Consider the following 22,267-nt stretch of genomic DNA (forward strand, 5'->3'; position numbering starts at 1 on the left):
AAGGGATCCAGGGATGTTCCGCAAGGTGCTGGTCGCCAACCGTGGAGAGATCGCCATCCGCGCGTTCCGCGCGGGCTACGAGCTGGGTGCGCGCACGGTCGCCGTGTTCCCCTACGAGGACCGCAACTCGCTGCACCGGCTGAAGGCCGACGAGGCCTACGAGATCGGCGAACCCGGGCACCCGGTGCGCGCGTACCTCTCCGTCGAGGAGATCGTGGCCGCCGCCCGGCGGGCCGGGGCCGACGCCGTCTACCCGGGTTACGGCTTCCTCTCCGAGAACCCGGAACTCGCCCGCGCCTGCGAGGAGGCGGGCATCACGTTCGTCGGGCCGAACGCCCAGACACTGGAACTCACCGGCAACAAGGCCCGCGCGGTCGCCGCCGCGCGCGCCGCCGGCGTCCCGGTGCTCGGCTCCTCCGCGCCCTCCAACGACGTCGAGGAACTGGTCCGGGCCGCCGACGAGATCGGCTTCCCGGTGTTCGTGAAGGCCGTCGCGGGCGGCGGCGGCCGCGGCATGCGCCGGGTCGAGGAACCCGCCGCACTGCGCGAGTCCATCGAACAGGCCTCCCGGGAGGCGGCCTCCGCGTTCGGTGACCCGACGGTCTTCCTGGAGAAGGCCGTGGTCGACCCCCGCCACATCGAGGTGCAGATCCTCGCCGACGGCGAGGGCAACGTCATCCACCTCTTCGAGCGGGACTGCTCGCTCCAGCGCCGCCACCAGAAGGTCATCGAGCTGGCCCCGGCGCCGAACCTCGACCCGGAACTCCGGGACCGCATCTGCGCCGACGCCGTCCGCTTCGCCCGCGAGATCGGCTACCGCAACGCGGGCACCGTCGAGTTCCTCCTCGACCGCGACGGCAACCACGTCTTCATCGAGATGAACCCGCGCATCCAGGTCGAGCACACGGTCACCGAGGAGGTCACCGACGTCGACCTGGTCCAGGCCCAGCTGCGCATCGCCTCCGGCCAGACCCTCGCCGACCTCGGCCTCTCCCAGGAGACGGTGAAGCTGCACGGGGCGGCCCTCCAGTGCCGTATCACCACGGAGGACCCCGCCAACGGCTTCCGCCCCGACACCGGCCGCATCAGCGCCTACCGCTCCCCGGGCGGCTCCGGCATCCGGCTGGACGGCGGCACCACCCACGCCGGCACCGAGATCAGCGCCCACTTCGACTCGATGCTGGTCAAGCTCACCTGCCGGGGCCGGGACTTCAAGGCCGCCATCGGCCGCGCCCGGCGGGCCGTCGCCGAGTTCCGCATCCGCGGTGTGTCCACCAACATCCCCTTCCTCCAGGCCGTCCTCGACGACCCGGACTTCCAGGCCGGCCGCATCACCACGTCGTTCATCGAACAGCGCCCGCACCTGCTGACCGCCCGTACCTCCGCCGACCGCGGCACCAAGCTGCTCACCTACCTGGCCGACGTCACGGTCAACAAGCCGCACGGCGAGCGCCCCCACCTGGTCGAGTCCACCAGCAAGCTGCCCCCGCTGCCGGCCGGCGAGCCGCCCGCCGGCTCCCGGCAGCGGCTCGTGGAGCTCGGCCCCGAGGGGTTCGCCCGCGCCCTGCGCGAGTCACCCACCATCGGCGTCACCGACACCACCTTCCGCGACGCCCACCAGTCCCTGCTCGCCACCCGGGTCCGCACCAAGGACCTGCTCGCGGTCGCCCCGGTCGTCGCCCGCACCCTGCCCGAACTGCTCTCCCTGGAGTGCTGGGGCGGCGCCACCTACGACGTCGCGCTGCGCTTCCTCGCCGAGGACCCCTGGGAACGGCTCGCGGCCCTGCGGGAGGCGGTCCCCAACATCTGCCTCCAGATGCTGCTGCGCGGCCGCAACACCGTCGGCTACACCCCCTACCCGACCGAGGTCACCGACGCCTTCGTGCAGGAGGCCGCCGCCACCGGCATCGACATCTTCCGCATCTTCGACGCCCTCAACGACGTCGGCCAGATGCGCCCCGCCATCCAGGCGGTACGCGAGACGGGCACCGCGGTCGCCGAGGTCGCGCTCTGCTACACCGCCGACCTGTCCGACCCGGACGAGCGGCTCTACACCCTCGACTACTACCTGCGGCTCGCCGAGCAGATCGTCGACGCGGGCGCCCACATCATCGCCGTCAAGGACATGGCGGGCCTGCTGCGCGCCCCCGCCGCCGCCCGGCTGGTCTCGGCGCTGCGCCGCGAGTTCGACCTCCCGGTCCACCTGCACACCCACGACACCGCGGGCGGCCAGCTGGCCACCTACCTCGCCGCGGTCCAGGCGGGCGCGGACGCGGTGGACGGCGCCGTGGCCTCCATGGCCGGTACGACCTCGCAGCCCTCCCTGTCGGCGATCGTGGCCGCCACCGACTACTCGGAGCGGCCCACCGGACTCGACCTCAGGGCGATCGAGGACCTGGAGCCGTACTGGGAGAGCGTCCGCAAGGTCTACGCTCCCTTCGAGGCGGGCCTCGCCTCCCCGACCGGCCGCGTCTACCACCACGAGATCCCCGGCGGCCAGCTCTCCAACCTGCGCACCCAGGCCGTCGCGCTCGGCCTCGGCGACCGCTTCGAGGACATCGAGGCGATGTACGAGGCCGCCGACCGCATCCTCGGCCGGCTGGTCAAGGTCACCCCGTCGTCCAAGGTGGTCGGCGACCTCGCCCTGCACCTGGTGGGCGCCGGGGTGAAGCCGGAGGACTTCGAGGCGACCCCCGACCGGTTCGACATCCCGGACTCGGTGATCGGCTTCCTGCGCGGCGAGCTGGGCACCCCGCCCGGCGGCTGGCCGGAGCCGTTCCGCACCAAGGCGCTCCAGGGCCGCGCGGCCGCCAAGCCGGCGCCGGAGCTGTCCACCGAGGACCGTGAAGGCCTCGCCAAGGATCCCCGCGCCACCCTCAACCGGCTGTTGTTCCCGGCCCCGACCCGCGAGTTCGAGACGCACCGCCAGACCTACGGCGACACCAGCGTCCTGGACAGCAAGGACTTCTTCTACGGCCTGCGCCCGGGCAAGGAGTACGCGGTCGACCTGGAACCCGGCGTCCGGCTGCTGATCGAGCTCCAGGCCGTCGGCGAGGCCGACGAGCGCGGTATGCGCACGGTGATGTCCTCGCTCAACGGCCAGCTGCGGCCCATCCAGATCCGCGACCGCGCCGCGGCCTCCGACGTCCCGGTCACGGAGAAGGCCGACCGCGCCGATCCCGGCCACGTCGCGGCCCCGTTCGCGGGGGTCGTCACCCTCGCGGTGACCGAGGGCACGGAGGTCGAGGCGGGCGCCACGGTGGCCACGATCGAGGCCATGAAGATGGAGGCCACCATCACCGCGCCGAAGGCCGGCCGGATCTCCCGGCTCGCCATCAACCGCATCCAGCAGGTGGAGGGCGGCGACCTGCTGGTCGAGATCGCCTGATCCGGACCGGTACGGAAAGGGCGGGGGCGGGCCGGTCGCGACCGGCCCGCCCCCGCCCGCGTCAGCCGCGTCCCCGCTACGACCGTACGAAGTGGGCGCGCAGGTGCGCCTTGAGCAGGTTGGGGTCGCGCTGGGTGGAGTAGGCGGAGCCGGCCACGTACACGTCCCGGCCCTGCACCGCCAGCGAGGTCGGGTTGGACAGACCGTCCTGCACCGTGAGAACGGTGGCGCGGGTGCCGTCCGGGTGGACCAGGACGACCTCGTTGGAGGGGTTCAGCGCGGCGAGCACGACGTCCGAGTGCCCGGGGAAGACGAAGTCGTCCACGCCGGTCAGGCCGGTCGCCCTGGTCTCGGCGGAGCCTGCGGAGCCGTCCTTGCGGACCGGGATGCGCAGCAGCGTGCCCCGGTCGCTGTTGGTCACCCACACCGCGTCCTTGTGGACCTTGACCCCGTTGGCCCCGAAGCCGCCGGCCGCACCCGGCAGCGCGGCCAGGGCGGCGCCGGTGGCCCACGCCGTGGGCGTGCCGCCGGCCTGCGGGACGCGCCACACCGTGGCCAGCGCCGAGTCGGCTGCGTAGAGGACGCCGTGCCGCTCGTCGAGGGCCAGGCCGTTGGGCAGACCGTCCGACGGCAGCTCGGCGATCTGCTCCGGAGTGCCGCCGCCCGCCGGGATGCGCCAGATGCCGGTCCTGCCGGTGCCGGTGGCGTAGTTGACGTACAGCGTGCCGTCCAGCGCGCGGGCCAGACCGAGGGTGACGGCACTGTTCAGCAGGGGTGTGCGGGGGCTGCGCTCGGCGGGCAGGGTGGCGAGGACCCGCACCCGGCGCTCCCGGGTGACCCTGGCGACCTGCCGGGCGTAGGAGAAGGACACGTCGGCCGAGCCGCCGCGCTCGGCGACGACGTTCTCGGGGGTCTGGCCACCGGCCAGATCGAAGTGGGCGATGACGCGGGGGTTCGAGACGACCGGCTCGTCGCTCGCGGCCGGAGCCGCCGCGAGCAGACCGATCACGAGCGCGGCCGGGGCGACCACGGCCGCGCGGGGGAATCGGGGCATGTGACCTCTTTCGACGGGAGCGCGGGGCTCCGGCGTACCGGTCACACCAACATGACGGCTCCCCGGCCCCGGCCGCCGTCAGCCCCGGCCGGGACGTCGCCCGCCCGGCGCACGGCGTGGCCCCGCATGCCGCGCAGCCGGGTGACGGTTCCGCTCAGTTCCACAGCGGAATGGTCATGACCTGCGTGAACCCCTCGGGCCTCGCGCCGGAGTAGGTCATGCTCAGCCGCGTGAACTGCTGGACGTCCGGATGCTTCTTCCACGTCGTGGGACGGTCGAGCCTCACCGTCACCGGGTAGCGGTGGAAGGTGCCGGCCGCACAGTACGGCTTGCAGTCGTTGACCCAGTTCGAGCCCTGGGCGACCGCGCTGTTGTCGTTCCACTGCGTCCAGCGCATACCGGCGAGCCGGCTGTTGCCGTCGCCGCAGGCCAGGATGAAGTCGGTGGGCCGGTACCGCTGGTGCCAGAGGCAGTCGACGAGCACGGGGTGCTGGGCCGCCCGCGGCGCGGCCGGTGTCGGCGGTGTCGCGGAGGCCGTCGTCATACTCGCCGTGAGCAGCAGGGCCGCTCCGAGTCCGATCGCCGTTCCCACCACTGGACTGCGCATGGTCGCTCCCGCCCGTACCGCCGTAAGTGCTTCTCTACGACGCTACGACCGACCCACCGGATGTACCACTTGCGAAGTATTCGAAAGCCCGGGCGAGCCGGGGCTCAGCCGTGGTTGACGGTCAGGCCGTAGAACGCGACCCGGGCCCCGTTCGTGGTGCTGTCCGAGGACGACTGGTTGTACGAGCCCGCCTTGAAGTACTGCTTGTACTGGTTGAAGGAGGACGGGACGGCGTAGTGCGTGGTGGTGCCGTTGACGGTCAGGTCGATGGTGTTCCCGCCGGAGACCGCGATGGTGTAGGTCCACGTCTTGCCGATGGACACGTGGCCGACGCCGTGCGTGGTCTGGCCGCCGTCCGGGGAGTTCTCGGTGCCGAGCACGATGTCGCCGTTGGAGTGGTAGTACAGCTCCAGCAGCGGCTTGGTGGAGGAGCCGCCGGTGCCGAGGTGGATCTGGCCCACGCAGACGTTCTTGGTCACCGAGACCACCCGCAGTGTGGCGCTCATCCGGTGGCTGCCGCTCAGCGACCAGTTGGCGGCGGAGCCGTCCCGGTTCATCTCCCGCAGTTCGGAGCGGGCGTAGTTGGAGTTGGGGGTGGTGACACCCTTCTCCGGCGCCCAGAAGGTCATCGCGCCGTCCCGGGTGTCGGTGTAGAAGTACGCGTCCTGGTAGCCGCCCGCGCCCTGGAGCCGGGACGAGGAGATGGTGGTCGGCGAGCCGGGGGAGCCCACCGGCTCCTGGAGCTGCCATACGGACAGGTCGAAGTTGCCGCCGGGCGCGACGTTCGGGTTCGCCGCCCGCGCGCTGCCGCCGAACAGGACGGTCAGGGCGAGGGCCAGGCCCGCGGCGGTCGGCGCCGCGAGCAGCCGGGAACGGGACATGTGGGGGGGTCCTTCCGTCAGAGGGAGGCGTCCGGAGCTCCATGGCGTTCGTGTATGTGAACTCCGGACGTATCCGTAACCAGCCGATGACCCGTGAAGGTAAAGGTCCGGACCATACCCGTCAAGAGGTTCAGCAGGCGCCCTCGTCCTGCCAGGGACCCCACTCGGAGGCGCCGGGCACCTCGTTCTGGGTCCACCACTTGGCCTTCCAGTTGTGGCCGCCGTACGACGCCTCGTCGTCCTTCACGTACACCGCGGTCGCGCTCCAGGCGGCCTTGCAGGAGGTGGGGGTCGGTGTCGGGGTCGGCGTGGGAGTGGTGGTCGGCGGGGTGACCCCGGCGAACTTCACCGAGTACTTGGCGAAGTCCCAGGAGTTCTGCGCGACGCTGGAGCAGGTGCCCGAGGTGCGGCCGCCGTTGTCGGCCGGGGTGCACTGGCGGTCGCGGTTGAGGGACCAGAAGGTGAAGCGGTCCATGGCGTGGCTGGTGGCGTAGTCCAGCACGGTCTGGAAGTCGGCCTGGGTGAAGTACTCGCCGGTGTCGCTGCGGCCGTTCATCCCGGAGAAGCCCTCGTGGGCGTAGGCGGTCGCCTGGTCCCAGCCGAAGGTGGATTGCAGGATCGAGTTGAAGTTGGTGAGCGCGGCGGTCTGTGCGGCCGCGCCGTTGAAGCCGCCGTCGAAGGGCATGATGGAGAAGTTGTTCGGGGTGAACCCCTGCGACTTTGCCTCCAGCAGCATCTGCTTGCCGAACCAGCCCGTCCCGTCCGCCGTGCCGGCCGTCGTCACCGAGACGTACAGGCCCGGGTTGTTCTGCTGGAGGATCTTGGCGGCGCCGATCTCGTTCCTGATCGCCGCCGTGTTCTCGTACTCCGGCTCCTCCAGGTCGAAGTCGATCGCGTGCAGTCCGTACTTGGTGATGACCTGCTGGTAGGCCGCCGCGGTCGAGGCCGCGTCCGCGCAGGTCTGGCCGAGCTTGGTGCCCCCGTAGCCGCCGATCGACACGGAGACGTCACCGCCCTTGGCGCGGATGGTGCTGATGACCGACTGGACGGCGGTGTCGGAGGAGACGGCCGCCGTGCCGCCCCAGGTGGGGGAGCAGCCGCCGCCGTTCGGGGCCAGGACGAATGCCAGCTGGAAGGCCTTGAGGCCGGTGGCGTCCATGATGGCGGCCGGGTCCGGCGGGTCGTTGTCCAGGGGCATCAGGTAGGGGGCGGCGGCGTACCACCGGTTGCTGAGCGCGGTGGTCGCGCCCGAGGCGTCGGTCGTGACGAGCGCGGTGGTGCCGGCGGCGGCGAGCGTGACGGCGGCCGCCGCGCCCAGACATGCGCGAAGAGGTCTCACTGGTGCCTCCAGGGGGTGGGGAGTCGCCCCAGCTTCCGGAGGTGTCGCGACCACGTCAATAAATTGGACTGGACCAAAGGACACTTTGGACTAGACCATACGATCTCTTTACTCGCTGTGGCGAAGCAGCTCCGGCGTTCCGAACCGCACCTTCACCCCGGGTGACCACAGCACGCTGACCGGCGGCCCGGACGGCACCGGAACACCTGCCGCGGCCACCAGCTCGTCGTCCAGGTCGACGAGTTCGGCCCGGTGTAGCGGCCAGGGCGGATGCTCGGTCGGCAGGTGCGCGGTACGGCCGTGCCACGTGACGTGCAGCCCCCAGCGCGCGGTCAGGAAGTGCTCGAGCGGCGAGGGCTCGGCGATCGGCGGCCCGGTCCGTACCACCGCCCGGCTCGCGGCCACCGGACACCGCCGCCGGCAGGTGTAGGTGATCGCGTCGCCGTCGCGGCGCAGCCGCATCGCGGACCACAGGTACGGCAGCCGGAACCCGTACCGGCCCACCAGTGCCGGAAGCAGCCGGGCCGAGTCCAGGGACCGGAACACCACCCCGCGCCGGCCGAGCCCGTCCACCGAGTACAGCCGCACGTTCGTCTCACAGAAGGTGCCCAGGTACGGCAGTCCCGGCCCCGGCCCGAAACCGGTGCCCCGCATCAGGAACGGGACGAGACCGACGTAGGTGACGCCGTCCAGGGTGTCCGGCCGGGTGCCGGCGGGCAGCAGCCCCGCCACCCGCTCCGGCTCCACCGGCCAGTGCAGGAAGGTCAGGTCGTACCACCCCTGCACCATCGTCGGCCGCCGTACCGGCCGCGGGGTGGACGGGGTCACGGCCTCGGCCGCCATGGTCTCCATCACAGCTTGATAGCACGCCAGTACGAGTCGATGGGAGGGTTCCGCGGGACCGGGGCGCCGCCCGTCCCGCCGGATGTGCCGTACCCCGGCGACGCCTCGCTGATCAGGACTTCCGCGCCGCCCGGCCCGGTCACACGGGTAAACTGTGCGGCGACACACAGGCCTTGTGAAGGGGGAGCCGGGATGCCGCCGCACCGCTCTTCCGCGGCCGGTGCCCAGGGCGACGGCGACGGGCCGGGTGAGCCGCCGCCCGTCCGGCAGGCGCTGTCGGACAGCGTGTACGAGAGCATCAAGGCGATGGTCATGGACCACGAGATCGCCCCCGGCGCCCGCGTCGGCATCGACGCGCTCTCCCGCGCCCTCAAGGTCTCGCCCACCCCGGTCCGGGAGGCGCTGGCCCGTCTGGAGTCGGACGGACTGGTCGTCAAGCGGGCCCTGTCCGGATACCGGGCCACCGAACTGCTGACCCGCCAGGGCCTCGCGGAACTCTTCGAGATGCGGCTGCTGCTGGAACCACGGGCCGCCGCCCTCGCCGCCGCCCACGCCACCGAGGAGCAACTCGACGGGCTGGAGCGGATCCTGGAGGAGATGCAGGTCCAGCCCAGCCCCAACGGCCGGTACGCGTCGTACCGCGACTTCGCCGCCCTCGACCAGCGCTTCCACGAGGCGATCGGGCAGGCCGCGCACCGCCCGCTCCTCGCCGACGCGGTCGAACGCCTCCACGCCCACCTGCACATCTTCCGGCTCAGCAAGGTCGTGGGCGCCGGCGGCCCGACCGTCGCCGAGCACGAGCGGATCGTACGGGCCGTCCTGCGCCGCAGTCCCGAGCGGGCGGCCGAGGCGATGACGGAGCACCTCATCCGCAGCATGGAACGCCAGCGCGGGGAGACCGGGGCCGGCGGCCCGCCGGCTGCTCCATGAGGACCACCCGCTCCGCCGTGGTCCACCACTCACCGGGCGCCGCCTCCGGCACCGGGGCCTGGCAGGGAGCCGTCAGCCGCCACCACTCCCGGGTCGCCTCGTCCTCGGCCGTCAGCGCGAGGTCCGCGGTCAGATCGTCGCCGTGGTACGCGAAGCAGGCGAACGGCCGGTCATCCAGCAGATGGATCGAGTAGTCGGCGATCCGGCAGCGCCGGAGCCGGTCCGGCACCGGTCCGGCGCGGTGCGACTCCCGGTACTCGGCGCGCTTTTCCGCGCGTACGGCGACGACCTGGGCCACCCGCCTCACGGGCGCGCCGCGTCCCTGCCGTGGATCAGCCGGATGATCCGGCCGCTCATCCGGTCGTAGTCCCGGTCGTTGTCGACCTCGCCACGGATCCGGCGGTCCGCCATCACCACGACCCGGTCGGCGAGGGTGACCATCTCCCCGAGGTCGCTGCTGATCAGCAGGACGGGCAGCCCGTCGTGGGCCAGATCCCAGATCAGTTCGTGGAAAGCGTGCTTGGTGCGGACGTCCACACCGACCGTCGGCTCGTCGACGATCAGCAGCCGGGTGTCGGCGGCCAGCCACTTGGCGAGACTGACCTTCTGCTGGTTGCCGCCGGAGAGCTCACCGGCGTGCTGCGCGAGCCCGGCGGTGCGGATGCCCAGCCGGTCCACCAGGTCCTGGGCGACCTCGCGCTCGTCGCCCGCCGGGACGAACCCGAGCACCCGGGCCAGCCGCTTCCACACCGTCACGGTGATGTTCCGGACGATCGGCTGCTCCAGGAAGACGCCCTCCTCCTTGCGGTTCTCGGTCACGTAGCCGATGCCGAACTCGTGCAGGGCCTGCCGGGGAGAGCTGATCCGGGCCGGCCTGCCGTGCACCCGGACCTCGCCGGCCGTGATCCGGTCGAGGCCCAGCACCGCCCTGACCAGCTCGCTGCGCCCGGCACCGACCAGCCCGTACAGGCCGACGATCTCGCCGGGCCGAACCGTCAGACCGATGTCCCGGTGGCCGCCGGCCGTGGCGACCGCGGTCAGCTCCAGGGCCGGCGCGGCCGACCGGTCGACCGTGCGGGGGCGCATCCGGGCCGCCGCGTGGGCACGGCCCACCATGAGGCTCACGATGTCGTCGTGGGAGTGCTCGGCGAGCGGGGACGACTCCAGCACCGACCGTCCGTCGCGCAGCACGGTCACCGTGTCGCAGACGGCGAAGACCTCTTCCAGCCGGTGACTGACGAACACCACGCAGGCACCGCGGTCGGCCAGCCGCCGCACCACCCCGAACAGCCGCTCCGTCTCCTCGGGGGAGAGGGACGCGGTGGGCTCGTCGAGCAGCAGCACCCGGCTCTCGGTGTACAGGGCCTTGGCGATCTCCACCAACTGCTGCTGCGCGACCGAGAGTTCCCGCACCGGGCGGTCGGGGTCGAGGTCGACGCCGAGTTCCGTGAGGCAGGCGACGGCTGGTTCGGTCATGGCCGCGTAGTCGACCAGCCCGTGGCGGGAGGGCGGTTTCTGGAGCGTGATGTTCTCGGCCACCGAGAAGCCCGGGATCAGGTTGCGCTCCTGGTGGACGACCCCGATGCCGGTCCGGGCCGCCTCCAGCGGCGAGCGCGGCCGCACCGGCTCCCCGCACCAGGTGAGGGTGCCGCCGTCGGGGGAGTGCACCCCGGTGAGCACCTTGATGAGGGTGGACTTGCCGGCGCCGTTCTCACCGAGCAGCGCGTGTACCGAACCGGCGGTGAGCCGCAGGCCCACACCGTCCAGGGCCCGTACGCCCGGGAAGAGCTTGACCAGGTCCTGGCATTCGAGGAGGAGGGTGTTCACAGGGCGCCCTCCGGGCGCGGAGCCGGTGTGCCCGGCGCGGCGGGCGTGCTCCCGGCAAGCCGGCTCTGGTGCAGGTGCCCGCCGGCGACCGTGCCGAGGACGACCAGGCCGATCAGCAGGTTCACCCAGCTCGGGTCCAGTGAGAACTGGGCGCGGGCCGCGTCGATCAGCCGGGTCACGAAGGCCGCCAGGACGGTCCCGAACACCGCGACGGACCCGCCGGTCAGGGCGACACCGCCGATGATCGGCGCGGCGAAGCTGGGCAGCAGCCAGTCCCCGCCGACGCTGCGGTTGACGCCCGGCAGCGAGGCGGTCGCCGTCACCGCCGCCACTCCGACGAGGAGCCCGGACAGCGTGTGCGCGGCGATGACCTGCCGGTCGGTGGAGATCCCGGACAGCCGGGCGGCCGGCGGGTTGCCGCCGGCCGCGAGCAGCCGCCGCCCGGCGACCGTGCGGTACATGAACGCGCCCAGCAGAGCGGCCGCCACCACGGCGGTGACGAAGACCAGCGGTACGTTCAGCGGGGCCGCGGTGCCCAGGTGGCGCAGGGTGGCCGAGTAGCCGTCGACGGTACGGGTGCCGGTGAGCCGGTACTGCGCGCCCAGCAGGATCGTCATGGTGGCGAGGGTGACGATGAAGCCGTTGATCCGGGTGGCCACGATGACGACGCCGGTCACCAGTCCGACGGCGGTCGCGGTCAGCAGGCCCACGAGTACCGCGACCCCGGCGGGCACCCCGTGGTCCGCCATCAGGACCCCGGTCAGGCAGGCCGTGCAGCCGCCCAGCGCGCCGACGGCGAGGTTGAGCTGGCCCACGGACAGCGCCACCATCTGCGCCAGGCCGATCAGGACGGGCGTGGCCAGGTACTGAAGGAAGACCCGTACCGAGGGGCCCTGGAGGAAGGAGCCGGAGGACGCCACCTCCAGGGCCACGGAACCGGCCACGACGACCAGGAGCAGCATGGCCGTCGTCGTACGGGAGAACCGGTGCAGCGCCGTGACGGCCCGGCTCTGCTGGTCGCGGATCGTGCTCATGTGGAGCGCACCACCTTGCGATAGGACACCACGGTGCGGATCCGGTCGGCCGACAGGGCCAGCAGCAGGATGCAGCCGAGGTAGATGTTCAGGCTTTCCAGGCCGACGCCGAGCAGGTCGAGGCCCTTGCGGATCACGCCGACCAGCGCGGTGCCGAGCAGTGTGCCCAGCACGGAGACCACCCCGCCGGTGAGCAGGGTGCCGCCGAGCACCGCGCCCAGGAAGGACGGCAGCATGAAGTCGTCGCCGATGGAGGCGCGGAAGGTGCCGGTCCCGGCGGCGGCCATGAACCCGGCGAGCGCCGCGAGCAACCCGGAGAGCGTGTGCGCGAGCAGGACCCGGCGGCCGGTGGGGATGCCGGACAGCTCGGCGGCGGCCGGGTTGGCCCCGGTGAGCAGCAGCTCCCTGCCGATGCGGGTGCAGCCGTACAGGACGCCGAGGCCGAGCATGGCGAGGACGGTGAACTGGGCCAGCTGCGGGATCGCCGGGGAGCCGCAGACCGGGCCCAGGCAGAGGTCGGCGAGCGAGTAGGACCGCAGCGCGTCGATGCCGGCCGGGCGGGTGGTGAAAGCCGCGTCCTCGGTGAGCGCCGAGTACGTCAGTGACACCAGGCCGAGCAGGGCGAAGTCCATCGCCAGCGTGACGACGAACGAGCTCCCCCCGGTCCGGGCGATCAGCCAGCCGGTGACCGCGCCGATCACCGCACCGGCGGCCAGGCACAGCAGCAGGCCCGCCTGCATGGGGAGATGCAGCTTGTCGTAGCCGACGCCCGCGAACATGGCCCCGAACGCGGCCATCCGGCCGACCGCGAGGTTCATGTGCCCCACGGACAGGGCGACCATCTGGGCGAGGGCCACCACGGTGAGGGTGGCGACGTCCCGCAGCAGCGGGAAGAGCACCAGACGCTGGTCGAGGAACGCCGGCCGCAGCACCCCGAACAGCACGCCGAGGGCGATGACCAGCACCAGCAGACCGAGCCGCTGGTTGACCCAGAACGGCATCCGGTGTCCGGCGGCGGGTGCCTCGGCGGTGGTCCGCGGCGGGCTGACGGACGTCGTCATGCCACCCTCCGGTCGTCGAGGGCGTCCAGGTCCCAGTCGATGCCGATGCCCGGCACGTCCGGGGCGACCGCCATGCCGTCGCGGATGGCCAGTTCGGTGCGGGTCACCGCGCGCAGTTGCGGGATGTACTCGACGAAGCCGCCGTTGGGCACCGCAGCGGCGAGGCTGACGTGCAGCTCCATCAGGAAGTGCGGGCACACCGTCACGTTGTGGCTCTCCGCGAGGTGCGCGACCTTCAGCCACGGGGTGATGCCGCCGATCCGGGCCGCGTCGACCTGTACGACGGACGCGGCGCCCGCCTCCAGGTAGCTGCGGAACTGCATGACCGCGTACATGGACTCGCCGACGGCCACCGGGATCCGGGTGGCCCGCGCGAGCCGGGCGTGCCCGCTGATGTCGTCCGCGGGCAGCGGCTCCTCGAGCCAGTACGGGTCGTACGGCTCCAGCGCGGCCGCCAGCCGGAGCACCGAGGACGCCGTCTGCGACTGGTTGGCGTCGGTCATGACGTGCAGCCGCGGTCCCACCGCCGCCCGTACCGCGGCCAGCCGTTCCGCGTCCTCGGCGGGGTGCGGCTTGCCCACCTTTATCTTCACGCCGGCCCAGCCCGCCTCCTGGGCCCGCAGGGCGCCCTTGACCAGGTCCTCGGTGTCCAGCTGGAGCCAGCCGCCCTCGGTGTCGTAGACGGGGACCTCCTGGCGGTGTCCGCCGGCCAGCCGCCACAGTGGTTCGCCCGCCCGTCGGCAGCGCACGTCCCACAGGGCGGTGTCCACGGCGGCGAGCGCGAGCGAGGTGATGGCGCCCGTGGTGGTCGCCCGGGTCAGGGCGAACAGCCGCTGCCACAGCGCCTCGACGTTCCGGGCGTCCTGTCCCTCCAGCGCGGGCAGCAGGTGGTCGCGGAGCAGCGCCAGGACCGAGGTGCCGCCGGTGCCGATGGTGTAGGCGTAGCCGGTGCCCGTGAGGCCGTCCGCCGTGGTCAGGTCGACCAGGACCGTCTCCTGTCTGACGAAGGACTGCACCGCGTCGGTGCGGTCCGTCTCGACGGCGATGTCGGCCAGCCTGGCGGTCGCGGTGGTGATGATGCTCATCCGTGTCCGTTCTCTGTGGAGGTGGAGCCGGGCGCCGTGCCCCGCCGGGCGGTCAGCCGCACGACAGGTACGTGTCGGCGAACTCGGTCTTCAGCCGTGCGGTCCTCGCCTGCCGGGCGGTGTCGTAGTCGGCGACGTTCGCCCTGGTGACGACGAACGAGCCGGAGTCCACCTCCACCCCGGGGTCGCGCACGGTGCACTGCTTCGTCTGGAGCAGCGCCAGCGCCCAGGTGCCGATCTCGGCCTGCCCGACCGGGTTCTGCACGACGGTGGCGGTGACCGTGCCCTGCCTGATGCCGCTGAGGATCTTGGCGTCGTCGTCGATGGCGATGACCTTCGCCTTCGAACCGGACGACCGCACGGCGTCGGCGGCGGCGACCGCCGGGTTGTAGGCGGTGGCGACGATCCCGGTGATCCGGCCGCCCTTGGCCGCCATCAGGTCGGACACCGCCTTCTGCGCGGTCCCCAGGTCGGTGTCGATGTCGGTGACGGTCTGAAGCAGTCCCACCTTGCCGCCGGACTCCCTGACGGCCCTGGCGACGCCCTTGATCCGCAACTGGGTGTTGGCGTCCACGTTGTTGCCGGTCAGGTGGACCAGGGTGCCCTTGCCGCCCATGGCGGTGATGGCCGCCTTCGCGGCCTTGTAGGCGGCGAGTTCGACGTTCGTGGAGAGGCAGAAGTCGGCCTCGTCGGTGCTGCCTGCCGGGCAGGAGCCCAGGGACGCCACCGGGAATCCCTGCGACTTCAGGTCCGCGAAGGTCGTGTTGATGTCGGTGGGGGAGACCCCGAAGATCCCGAAGGCGTTGTATCCACGCGCCGCGAGCGTGGACAGCAGGTTGTTCTGCTTCTGCTGGTCCCACTCCGCGGTCTCGTCGAAGGTGACGGCGCCGAGCTTGTAGGTCTTCTGCACGGTGGCGCCCGCCGTCCTCCAGGGCCGGAAGTACGGGTGGGCGCCGCCGGGCACCAGGGCGACCCGGGCGCCGGCGCCGTCCACCAGCTCGGCACCGGCACCGGTGTGCCGGGCCGCCGACGCCTGGCCGGCGGCGGGGAGGGGCGCGTTGCGGTAGGTGCAGGCCGTGGCCCCCGTGGCGAGCAACGCCGCCGTGAGGACTCCGGGCAGGACGGATCTGGTCGCGAAGTGCATCTCCCACCCCTGCGGAATCAGATAGGAAAACGATGCGGCGATCGTGGGGCAGGCGAGCTCGCGCGTCAAGGCTTGCAGCAAGATGGGCTTGAACTGGGGCGACCCGAGAGAGGGCCTGACCGGTCCCGGTGGGGGGTCGCAAATCCTATAGGAAGTGATCCTGTGCCTGAGGGATCACCCGTGCCCAAGGGCGGGTCAAGAAGTGGCATTTCCCGGTAACGCGGGAGGCTGGTCGGCGCCCACCACCATGGGCTACCGTCGGTAACACCCTGCCGTCCCGGCAGTCCCGGTCATGTCTCCCGCACCGCCCGCATCCGTACGGAAGGCAGTTCATGGACACTCCCAGACCAGTCGCCGGCGCCCCCGAAGGCCCCGACGAGCCGTCCCGTATCACCCGTCGCCAGGTGCTGACGGTCGCCGGCGGCGCGCTGGCAGGCCTGACCCTGGGGCAGGCCGGCGCGTTCGCCGCCGAGTCGCAGGACGCGGACGCCATCGTCGTCGGCCACGGCCTCGCCGGTCTGGTCGCGACGGCCGAACTCGCCGCCGCCGGCCGCAAGGTGCTGCTGCTCGACCAGGAACCGGAGGCGAGCCTCGGCGGTCAGGCCTTCTGGTCCTTCGGCGGCCTGTTCTTCGTCGACTCCGACGAGCAGCGGCTGATGGGCGTCAAGGACTCCCATGACCTCGCCTGGCAGGACTGGCTCGGCACGGCGGGCTTCGACCGGGGGGTGGACGACCCGGGGGGCCAGGACTACTGGGCTTACAAGTGGGCCCGGTCCTATGTGGAGTTCGCCTCCGGCGAGAAGCGCTCCTGGCTCTCCGGGCTGGGCGTGCAGTGGTTCCCGATCGTGGGCTGGGCCGAGCGCGGCGGCGGGCTCGCCGACGGCCACGGCAACTCCGTGCCGCGCTTCCACGTCACCTGGGGCACCGGCCCCGCCGTCGTCGAACCCTTCGAGAAGAAGGTGCGGGCGGCGGTCGCGGCCGGCAAGGTGACCTTCAAGTTCCGTCACCGCGTGGACGAGTTGGTGACCACGGGCGGTGCGGTGACCGGCGTCCGCGGTGCGGTCCTGGAGCCCAGCGGCGCGGCCCGCGGCACCCCCAGCAGCCGTACGGTCGTGGGCGACTTCGAACTGCGGGCCCCGGTCGTGGTGGTCACCTCGGGCGGGATCGGCGCCAACCACGATCTGGTACGGCAGAACTGGCCGGCCAGGCTCGGCACCCCGCCCAAGTCCATGGTCACCGGCGTGCCCGCGCACGTGGACGGCCGGATGCTCGGCATCACGGCGCGGGCGGGCGGGCGGATCGTCAACCCCGACCGGATGTGGCACTACACCGAGGGCCTGCGCAACTACGCCCCGATCTGGCCGAACCACGGCATCCGCATCCTGCCAGGACCCTCCTCGATGTGGTTCGACGCCAAGGGGCGCCGGTTCACCAGCCCCGACCTACCGGGCTACGACACCCTGCACACCCTCGGCACGATCACCGCCTCCGGCTACGACTACTCCTGGTTCGTCACCACCCAGAAGATCATCGCCAAGGAGTTCGCGCTCTCCGGCTCCGAACAGAACCCCGACCTCACCGACAAGAACGTCTGGCAGCTGCTCTCCCGGATCTGGCAGACCCCGGAGCCCATCGAGAAGTTCAAGAACAACGGCGCCGACTTCGTGGTCGCCGACAACCTCACCGACCTCGTCACCGGCATGAACAAGCTGACCGGCGACGACCTCATCGTCCTCGCCGACCTCAAGCGGCAGATCGAGGCCCGGGACCGCGAGATCGACAACTCGTACACCAAGGACGTCCAGGTGATGGGCATCCGCAACGCGCTGAACTACGTCGGCGACTCCCTCAGCCGTACGGCGCCGATCCACCGGATCCTGGACACGAGCGCCGGCCCGCTGATCGCCGTCCGGCTGAACATCCTCACCCGCAAGACCCTGGGCGGCCTCCAGACGGACCTCTCCGGTCGCGTCCTGGACAGCGCCGGCTCCCCGGTGCCCGGACTGCACGCGGCCGGCGAGGTGGCCGGCTTCGGTGGCGGCGGGGTGCACGGCTACCGCTCGCTGGAGGGCACCTTCCTCGGCGGCTGCCTCTTCTCCGGGCGGCAGGCGGGCCGGGCGGCGGCCGCGGCGACGGCCACCTGACGGAAACGGCCGGGAGAGTCCGGGCCATCCCACCCCCATCTCGCCCTGACAGTGGCACTCTTGACAGTGTGCGTACTGTTTCGCGACGTTTGAGCGGCACCTCCGGACCGGCGACGCGGTCGCCGGTCCGGGAACGCCGGCGCACGGCGGGAGCAGGAGCTGTTCGCAGCAACGGCGGAACGGCGGAACGCAGTATCCGCGTTATGGGGGGGAGCGGTCGCCCATGCGATCCGAAGGCCAGTGCAGAAGTCATGCGTCCCACACCTCGTCAGCCGAAGGGCGGTTGATCTGAGGTGGAGATCACGATCCACAGACCGGGTGAGCTGACCCAGCCGCTCCGCCGGGCCTGGCACCGCGCGATGGACGAGTCACCGGAGTACGCCAACCCCTTTCTGGCCCCGGAGTTCACGATCGGTGTCGGCAGGCACCGCTCCGGGGTGCGGGTGGCGGTGCTGCGGGAGGGCGGCGAACCCGTCGGCTTCCTCCCGTACGAGCGCAACGCCCTCGGCGTCGGCCGGGCGGTCGGGCTCGGCCTCTCCGACTGCCAGGCGCTGGTGCACCGGCCCGGCGTCACCTGGGACGCGCAGGCTCTGCTCGGCGCGTGCGGGATGGCCATCTTCGAGTTCGACCACCTGGTCAGCGAGCAGAGACCTTTCGCTCCCCATGTCACCGGGACCTTCGCCTCCCCGGTGATCGACGTCAAACCCGGCGACGGAGGGTATCCCGACTGGCTGCGCGCCACCTACCCGGGCCTGGCGAAGACCACGCTGAAGAAGGAACGCCGGCTCGGCCGCGACCTCGGCGAGCTGCGCTTCGAGTTCGACGAGCGCGATCCGGCCGTACTGCGCACCCTGATGCGCTGGAAGTCCGCCCAGTACCGGCGGACCGGACGCATGGACCGCTTCGCCCGCCCCTGGATCGTCGACCTCGTGGACCACCTCTTCCACGTCCGCGAGGAACACTTCACCGGGGTGCTGTCCGTGCTCTATGCCGGGGACCGGCCGGTGGCCGCGCACTTCGGCCCGCGCTCGGCCACCGTGCTCGCCGCCTGGTTCACCGCGTACGACCCGGACCTGCGCTACTACTCGCCCGGGTTGATGATGCATCTGCGCACCGCCGAGGCCGCCGCGCGCGGCGGGGTCACCCTCGTCGACCTGGGCCGCGGCGACAAGGAGTACAAGGACTGGCTGAAGACCCGCGAGCTACGGGTCGGCGAGGGCTTCGCCACCCGGGGCCACCCGGTGGCGGCGGCACACCGGCTGTGGCGCCGCCCGGTCCGCGGCCTGCGCAACACCGTCCTCGCCCATCCGCGGCTGCGTGACCCCGCGGACCGGCTGCTCAGGACGGTCGGCACGCTGCGGACGTCCCGCCGGTCCGACGGACCGACCGGGGGGTGACCCGGCCGTCATTCGCACTATGATCCTGTAAAGGTAAAAATCTGCGGTTCTGCCCTGGAAGGGTGTCGCCCCGGCCGGAGTGATCCATGCCCCGCAAGCACTCGATGGACGACGACGAGCTCCTGGTCAGACTCAGGTCGCTCACCGCCCAGGCGCGCGAGCGGGCCGAGTACCAGCGCTCGCAGGTCGAACTGGCCGTCGCCCTCCAGCGCGGCATGCTGCCCCGGGACCTGCCCGACACCCCCCGTTTCCACGTGGCCGTCCGCTACGCGCCCGCCTGCTACGGACTCAACGTGGGCGGCGACTGGTACGACGCCTTCACCCTGCCCGACGGCCGCATCGGGCTGTCCATAGGCGACGTCCAGGGCCACAACATCGAGGCGGCCGCCTTCATGGGCCAGGTCAGGGCGGGGCTGCGGGCGCTCGCCTCGGTGGCCGGCGAGCCGGGCGAGCTGCTCGCCCGCACCAACGACCTGCTGGTGTCCCTGGGCAGCGACCTCTTCGCCACCTGCATCTTCATGCGGCTCGACCCGGAGACCGGGGTCCTGGAGAGCGCCCGGGCCGGTCACATCCCCTTCGTCTGGGCCACCGCCGACGGCAAGTCCGGGATCGGCGAGGACGAGGGCGGACCGCCCCTGGGGATCGACCCGGGCATCGAGTTCCCGGTCACCCGGTTCCGGCTCACCACCGGCGGGATGTTCGTCCTGCTCACGGACGGGGTGGTGGAAGGGCCGTCGATGAGCATCGAGGAGGGCCTCGACCAGGTGGTACGCCTGGCCGGTGTCGCCGCCGTCGCCCGTCTGGAGGCGCAGTCCCTGGCGGCCGCCGTGATCAAGGGAGCGGAACTGGTGGGCCACGAGGACGACGCGGCCGTCCTGGTCGTGGGCCACGACGGCCTCGACTTCACGCCGTAGCACCGGCGCTCGCCTCGCCGACGTGGCCGCCTCGGTGTGTGATGGCTGCTGTGGTGGCATTCCGGGAACTGCGCCGACCGGCCGTCCTCGTCCTGCGGACGCTGGCGGTCGCCGCCTGCTACTACGCGGCGGCCCGGCTCGGCCTGCTGCGCCGGCTCACCGTCGAGGGCGCCGTCTTCACCCCGATCTTCCCGTCCACGGGCGTGGCGCTGGCCTGCCTGCTGGTCTTCGGCCTGGGCTGCTGGCCGGGCGTCACGCTCGGCGCGTTCCTCCTCGTCACGTCGCTCGGCTCGCCCGGCCTCGACGTCGTCGGCATCCTCGTCGGCAACACGGGCGGCCCCGTCTGCGCCTACCTGCTGCTGCGCCGGGCCGGTTTCCGCACCGACCTCAGCCGGCTGCGGGACGGCGTCGCCCTGGTGTTCCTGGGGGCCCTCACCGCCATGCTGGTCAGCTCCGTCGTCGGCATGGTCTCCTTGCTCCTCGTCGGCAAGGTCGCCACGAGCAGCTTCTGGCCGAGCTGGCTGGCGTGGTGGGTCGGCGACGCGATGGGCGTCCTGCTCGTCACCCCGGTCCTGCTGCTGCTCCTCGAAGCCCGCCGGCCCCCGCCGCTGGGCCGCTGGAAGGAGGCCCTCGCGCTCGGGGTCGCCACCGTCGTCCTGGTCCCGGTGGCCACGCACAGCTCGCTGAGCGCGCTCTTCCTCGTCTACCCGCTGCTGATCTGGGGCGCCCTGCGGTTCCGGCTGGCCGGCAGCATGCTGTGCGCCCTGTTCACCTCGGTGCTGGCCACGGTCGCCGCCACGGACGGCGTGGGCGCGTTCACCGGGCTGTCCCCCATCGAGGTGATGGTGAAGCTTCAGTTGTTCAACGGTTCGATGGCCCTGACCGCGCTGCTGCTGTCGGCCGTGATCAGCGAGCAGCGCAACACCAGGATCTCCGTCGCGGCGGCCTGCAAGGAGCTGGCCGAGGCGCTGGAGCACCTCAGCGCGCACGACACCCCGGCCGGGCGGGCGCCACCCGGGAAGGACAAACGGTGACCGGGCGTCGCCCGGTCACCGTCGCGGTGGGGAGGCCGCCGTCAGACGGTGCCGCTCGCCGTGATCTGAACCTTGGCCTTGGGGGCACCGCCGCGGGTGCCGTAGCCCTCGATCTTCTTGACGAGGTCCTGGCCCTCGACGACCTCGCCGAAGACCACGTGCTTGCCGTCCAGCCAGTCGGTCACGATGGTGGTGACGAAGAACTGCGAGCCGTTGGTGTTCGGGCCCGCGTTGGCCATGCTCAGCAGGAACGGACGGTCGTGCTTGAGCTGGAAGTTCTCGTCCTTGAACTTCTCGCCGTAGATGCTCTTGCCGCCGGTGCCGTCACCGCGCGTGAAGTCACCGCCCTGGAGCATGAACTGGGGGATGATCCGGTGGAAGCCGGAACCGGCGTAGCCGAAGCCGTGCTGCCCGGTGGCGAGCTCGCGGAAGTTGCGGGCGGTCTCGGGCACCACGTCGTCGAACAGGTTGAACACGATCCGGCCGGCCGGCTCGTCGTTGATCGAAATGTCGAAATAAACGTTGTCGCTCATGCAGGCCAACCTATCGCGAACCGCCCCCCGGCCCCTCCCGTGGGGCGGGAGAGGCCGGGGTGTCGGCCTAGTGGCGCCCCGCCAGCCGCTCCAGCACGGCCTCGGCCATGGCCGCCTCGCCCTTGGCGTTGGGGTGCGCGGGGGCGGCGGGTGAGGCCGGCTGGAGGGGTTCTGTCCAGCGGTCGGCGGGCGCCTTGCACATGTCGTGCCCGACGGTCGGCCCGTAGGTGTCCACGTACCGGGCGCCGTTCCAGGCGGCGACCAGGCGCAGCATCAGGTTGAGCCGCTTGCCGGTGTCGCGGAGGTAGGGGAAGTCCTTGGCGGCGAAGGGCACCGTCGGATAGCAGCCGCTGCCGTCGTCGGGCAGCAGGTCGGGGTAGCCGACGACCAGGATCCGGGCGTGCGGGGCCCGGGCCCGCACGGCCCGCAGCACCCTGTCGACCTTGGGCGCGGTCTGCGCGATGTTGACCACCAGCTGGTCGGTGCCGGAGGAGTTGTAGTACTGCTGGCACGGGTTGCCGGCGAGGTCCTTCGAGCTGAGCGCCGCGCAGGTGGCGATGATGGAGCCGAACCCCACGTCATTGCCGCCGATCTGGACCGTGACCAGGTCGGTGTCCCGCCGCACCGCGTCCAGCTGCGGGCCGTTGGTGCCCTGCGCCTTCCACATCTCCGCGGTCGTGGCGCCGGAACAGCTCACGTCCTTGAACGCGCTCACCTTCCGTGCCGCCGCCACCAGCGAGGGGTAGTTGTGGTCGGAGCGGGCGCAGTTCGCGTCGACCTGGGTCGGGATGACGGGGCCCGAGGTGTAGGAGTCGCCGAGCGCCACATAGCTCGTGCCGCGGTCGTGGCCGGGGCCGCGGCCGCCGTCGTGCGCCGCGGCCGGTGTCGTGGACGCGGCCACCAGGGCGCAGCCGCCCAGCGCCGCCGCCACGGTCGCCCTCCGCCGGTGCCCTCGCGCCGAACTCCGCGACGGGGTGCCGTACGCCATGAAGATCCCCCCTAACCGGGACGCGTACGGAACCGGTCCCGACGGGCGGCCCGCACGCATGTGT

Annotated in this window: 20 protein-coding genes; 6 read left to right on the forward strand and 14 right to left on the reverse strand. The window is 71.9% G+C overall.

Translation table 11 applies throughout. From position 1 onward, the window contains the following. The first annotated feature begins 13 nt into the window (after window positions 1-13). A complete protein-coding gene (locus AAW13_RS25700; RefSeq protein WP_046732220.1) occupies window positions 14-3,388 on the forward strand; it encodes a pyruvate carboxylase in 3,375 nt (1,124 codons plus the stop codon). 76 nt (window positions 3,389-3,464) lie between these two features. On the opposite strand, the gene AAW13_RS25705 is transcribed toward AAW13_RS25700, so the two are convergent. The 6 genes from AAW13_RS25705 to AAW13_RS25725 form a co-directional block, all read right to left on the reverse strand. Beyond that, window positions 3,465-4,442, reverse strand: coding sequence for an SMP-30/gluconolactonase/LRE family protein (locus tag AAW13_RS25705; RefSeq protein ID WP_046734480.1), 978 nt, complete (start codon window positions 4,440-4,442; stop codon window positions 3,465-3,467). Between the two features lie 41 nt (window positions 4,443-4,483). Further along, window positions 4,484-4,606 (reverse strand): hypothetical protein, encoded by a 123-nt coding sequence (locus AAW13_RS47480; RefSeq protein WP_276207602.1) that lies wholly within the window; start codon window positions 4,604-4,606, stop codon window positions 4,484-4,486. Next, a complete protein-coding gene (locus tag AAW13_RS25710; protein ID WP_046734481.1) occupies window positions 4,597-5,049 on the reverse strand; it encodes a hypothetical protein in 453 nt (150 codons plus the stop codon). The genes AAW13_RS47480 and AAW13_RS25710 overlap by 10 nt, the downstream gene beginning before the upstream one ends. Window positions 5,050-5,153: 104 nt before the next feature. Then, on the reverse strand, window positions 5,154-5,930 hold the full coding sequence (locus AAW13_RS25715; protein ID WP_046734482.1) for a polysaccharide lyase family 7 protein: 777 nt from the start codon (window positions 5,928-5,930) through the stop codon (window positions 5,154-5,156). Between the two features lie 130 nt (window positions 5,931-6,060). Then, window positions 6,061-7,269 (reverse strand): carbohydrate-binding protein, encoded by a 1,209-nt coding sequence (locus AAW13_RS25720; RefSeq protein ID WP_046734483.1) that lies wholly within the window; start codon window positions 7,267-7,269, stop codon window positions 6,061-6,063. Window positions 7,270-7,377: 108 nt separating this feature from the next. Next, complete coding sequence (locus tag AAW13_RS25725; protein WP_046734484.1) at window positions 7,378-8,112, reverse strand: YqjF family protein; 735 nt, start codon at window positions 8,110-8,112, stop codon at window positions 7,378-7,380. A 192-nt stretch (window positions 8,113-8,304) separates the two neighbouring features. On the opposite strand from AAW13_RS25725, the gene AAW13_RS25730 reads away from it, so the two are divergent. After that, window positions 8,305-9,042 (forward strand): GntR family transcriptional regulator, encoded by a 738-nt coding sequence (locus tag AAW13_RS25730; RefSeq protein ID WP_046734485.1) that lies wholly within the window; start codon window positions 8,305-8,307, stop codon window positions 9,040-9,042. Here AAW13_RS25730 and AAW13_RS25735 read toward each other — a convergent pair. From AAW13_RS25735 to AAW13_RS25760, 6 genes are read right to left on the reverse strand one after another with little or no spacing between them, the layout of a single operon-like run. Next, window positions 8,978-9,349: an L-rhamnose mutarotase gene (locus tag AAW13_RS25735; RefSeq protein WP_046734486.1), complete on the reverse strand. Its 372-nt coding sequence runs from the start codon at window positions 9,347-9,349 to the stop codon at window positions 8,978-8,980. The genes AAW13_RS25730 and AAW13_RS25735 overlap by 65 nt on opposite strands. Continuing rightward, the gene (locus AAW13_RS25740) at window positions 9,346-10,869 is read right to left on the reverse strand and encodes a sugar ABC transporter ATP-binding protein (RefSeq protein ID WP_046734487.1); all 1,524 of its coding nucleotides are present in this window, start codon (window positions 10,867-10,869) and stop codon (window positions 9,346-9,348) included. Before AAW13_RS25740 ends, AAW13_RS25735 begins: the two co-directional genes overlap by 4 nt. Beyond that, window positions 10,866-11,903, reverse strand: a complete 1,038-nt coding sequence (locus AAW13_RS25745) for an ABC transporter permease (protein WP_046734488.1) — start codon at window positions 11,901-11,903, stop codon at window positions 10,866-10,868. Before AAW13_RS25745 ends, AAW13_RS25740 begins: the two co-directional genes overlap by 4 nt. Continuing rightward, complete coding sequence (locus AAW13_RS25750; protein WP_046734489.1) at window positions 11,900-12,964, reverse strand: ABC transporter permease; 1,065 nt, start codon at window positions 12,962-12,964, stop codon at window positions 11,900-11,902. Before AAW13_RS25750 ends, AAW13_RS25745 begins: the two co-directional genes overlap by 4 nt. Then, window positions 12,961-14,049: a mandelate racemase/muconate lactonizing enzyme family protein gene (locus tag AAW13_RS25755; RefSeq protein WP_046734490.1), complete on the reverse strand. Its 1,089-nt coding sequence runs from the start codon at window positions 14,047-14,049 to the stop codon at window positions 12,961-12,963. The genes AAW13_RS25750 and AAW13_RS25755 overlap by 4 nt, the downstream gene beginning before the upstream one ends. Window positions 14,050-14,101: 52 nt before the next feature. Further along, on the reverse strand, window positions 14,102-15,193 hold the full coding sequence (locus AAW13_RS25760) for a substrate-binding domain-containing protein (RefSeq protein ID WP_079178968.1): 1,092 nt from the start codon (window positions 15,191-15,193) through the stop codon (window positions 14,102-14,104). Window positions 15,194-15,525: 332 nt separating this feature from the next. Here AAW13_RS25760 and AAW13_RS25765 point away from each other — a divergent pair, with 332 nt between their 5' ends. From AAW13_RS25765 to AAW13_RS25780, 4 genes are all read left to right on the forward strand, one after another. Then, window positions 15,526-17,337: an FAD-binding dehydrogenase gene (locus AAW13_RS25765; RefSeq protein ID WP_046734491.1), complete on the forward strand. Its 1,812-nt coding sequence runs from the start codon at window positions 15,526-15,528 to the stop codon at window positions 17,335-17,337. 293 nt (window positions 17,338-17,630) lie between these two features. After that, entirely contained in the window at window positions 17,631-18,734 is a 1,104-nt protein-coding gene (locus tag AAW13_RS25770; protein WP_046734492.1) for a GNAT family N-acetyltransferase, read from the forward strand. 86 nt (window positions 18,735-18,820) lie between these two features. Further along, window positions 18,821-19,648 (forward strand): PP2C family protein-serine/threonine phosphatase, encoded by an 828-nt coding sequence (locus AAW13_RS25775; RefSeq protein WP_046734493.1) that lies wholly within the window; start codon window positions 18,821-18,823, stop codon window positions 19,646-19,648. A 50-nt stretch (window positions 19,649-19,698) separates the two neighbouring features. Then, complete coding sequence (locus tag AAW13_RS25780; protein ID WP_046734494.1) at window positions 19,699-20,682, forward strand: MASE1 domain-containing protein; 984 nt, start codon at window positions 19,699-19,701, stop codon at window positions 20,680-20,682. A 41-nt stretch (window positions 20,683-20,723) separates the two neighbouring features. On the opposite strand, the gene AAW13_RS25785 is transcribed toward AAW13_RS25780, so the two are convergent. Next, window positions 20,724-21,215 carry a peptidylprolyl isomerase gene (locus AAW13_RS25785; protein WP_046734495.1) on the reverse strand — a complete coding sequence of 164 codons (492 nt, stop codon included), beginning with the start codon at window positions 21,213-21,215 and terminating at the stop codon, window positions 20,724-20,726. Window positions 21,216-21,282: 67 nt separating this feature from the next. Next, complete coding sequence (locus AAW13_RS25790; protein ID WP_046734496.1) at window positions 21,283-22,203, reverse strand: SGNH/GDSL hydrolase family protein; 921 nt, start codon at window positions 22,201-22,203, stop codon at window positions 21,283-21,285. Window positions 22,204-22,267 lie beyond the last annotated feature (64 nt).

The sequence above is a fragment of the Streptomyces humi genome, from assembly GCF_001005085.2.
Taxonomy (GTDB): Bacteria; Actinomycetota; Actinomycetes; order Streptomycetales; family Streptomycetaceae; genus Streptomyces; species Streptomyces humi.

Bases quoted from the DNA above. Each gene is read 5' to 3' on its own strand.
- AAW13_RS25700 (WP_046732220.1), top strand. From the start codon at position 14: ATGTTCCGCAAGGTGCTGGTCGCCAACCGTGGAGAGATCGCCATCCGC.
- AAW13_RS25705 (WP_046734480.1), bottom strand. From the start codon at position 4,442: ATGCCCCGATTCCCCCGCGCGGCCGTGGTCGCCCCGGCCGCGCTCGTG.
- AAW13_RS25710 (WP_046734481.1), bottom strand. From the start codon at position 5,049: ATGCGCAGTCCAGTGGTGGGAACGGCGATCGGACTCGGAGCGGCCCTG.
- AAW13_RS25715 (WP_046734482.1), bottom strand. From the start codon at position 5,930: ATGTCCCGTTCCCGGCTGCTCGCGGCGCCGACCGCCGCGGGCCTGGCC.
- AAW13_RS25725 (WP_046734484.1), bottom strand. From the start codon at position 8,112: ATGGCGGCCGAGGCCGTGACCCCGTCCACCCCGCGGCCGGTACGGCGG.
- AAW13_RS25730 (WP_046734485.1), top strand. From the start codon at position 8,305: ATGCCGCCGCACCGCTCTTCCGCGGCCGGTGCCCAGGGCGACGGCGAC.
- AAW13_RS25745 (WP_046734488.1), bottom strand. From the start codon at position 11,903: ATGAGCACGATCCGCGACCAGCAGAGCCGGGCCGTCACGGCGCTGCAC.
- AAW13_RS25750 (WP_046734489.1), bottom strand. From the start codon at position 12,964: ATGACGACGTCCGTCAGCCCGCCGCGGACCACCGCCGAGGCACCCGCC.
- AAW13_RS25755 (WP_046734490.1), bottom strand. From the start codon at position 14,049: ATGAGCATCATCACCACCGCGACCGCCAGGCTGGCCGACATCGCCGTC.
- AAW13_RS25760 (WP_079178968.1), bottom strand. From the start codon at position 15,193: ATGCACTTCGCGACCAGATCCGTCCTGCCCGGAGTCCTCACGGCGGCG.
- AAW13_RS25765 (WP_046734491.1), top strand. From the start codon at position 15,526: ATGGACACTCCCAGACCAGTCGCCGGCGCCCCCGAAGGCCCCGACGAG.
- AAW13_RS25775 (WP_046734493.1), top strand. From the start codon at position 18,821: ATGCCCCGCAAGCACTCGATGGACGACGACGAGCTCCTGGTCAGACTC.
- AAW13_RS25785 (WP_046734495.1), bottom strand. From the start codon at position 21,215: ATGAGCGACAACGTTTATTTCGACATTTCGATCAACGACGAGCCGGCC.
- AAW13_RS25790 (WP_046734496.1), bottom strand. From the start codon at position 22,203: ATGGCGTACGGCACCCCGTCGCGGAGTTCGGCGCGAGGGCACCGGCGG.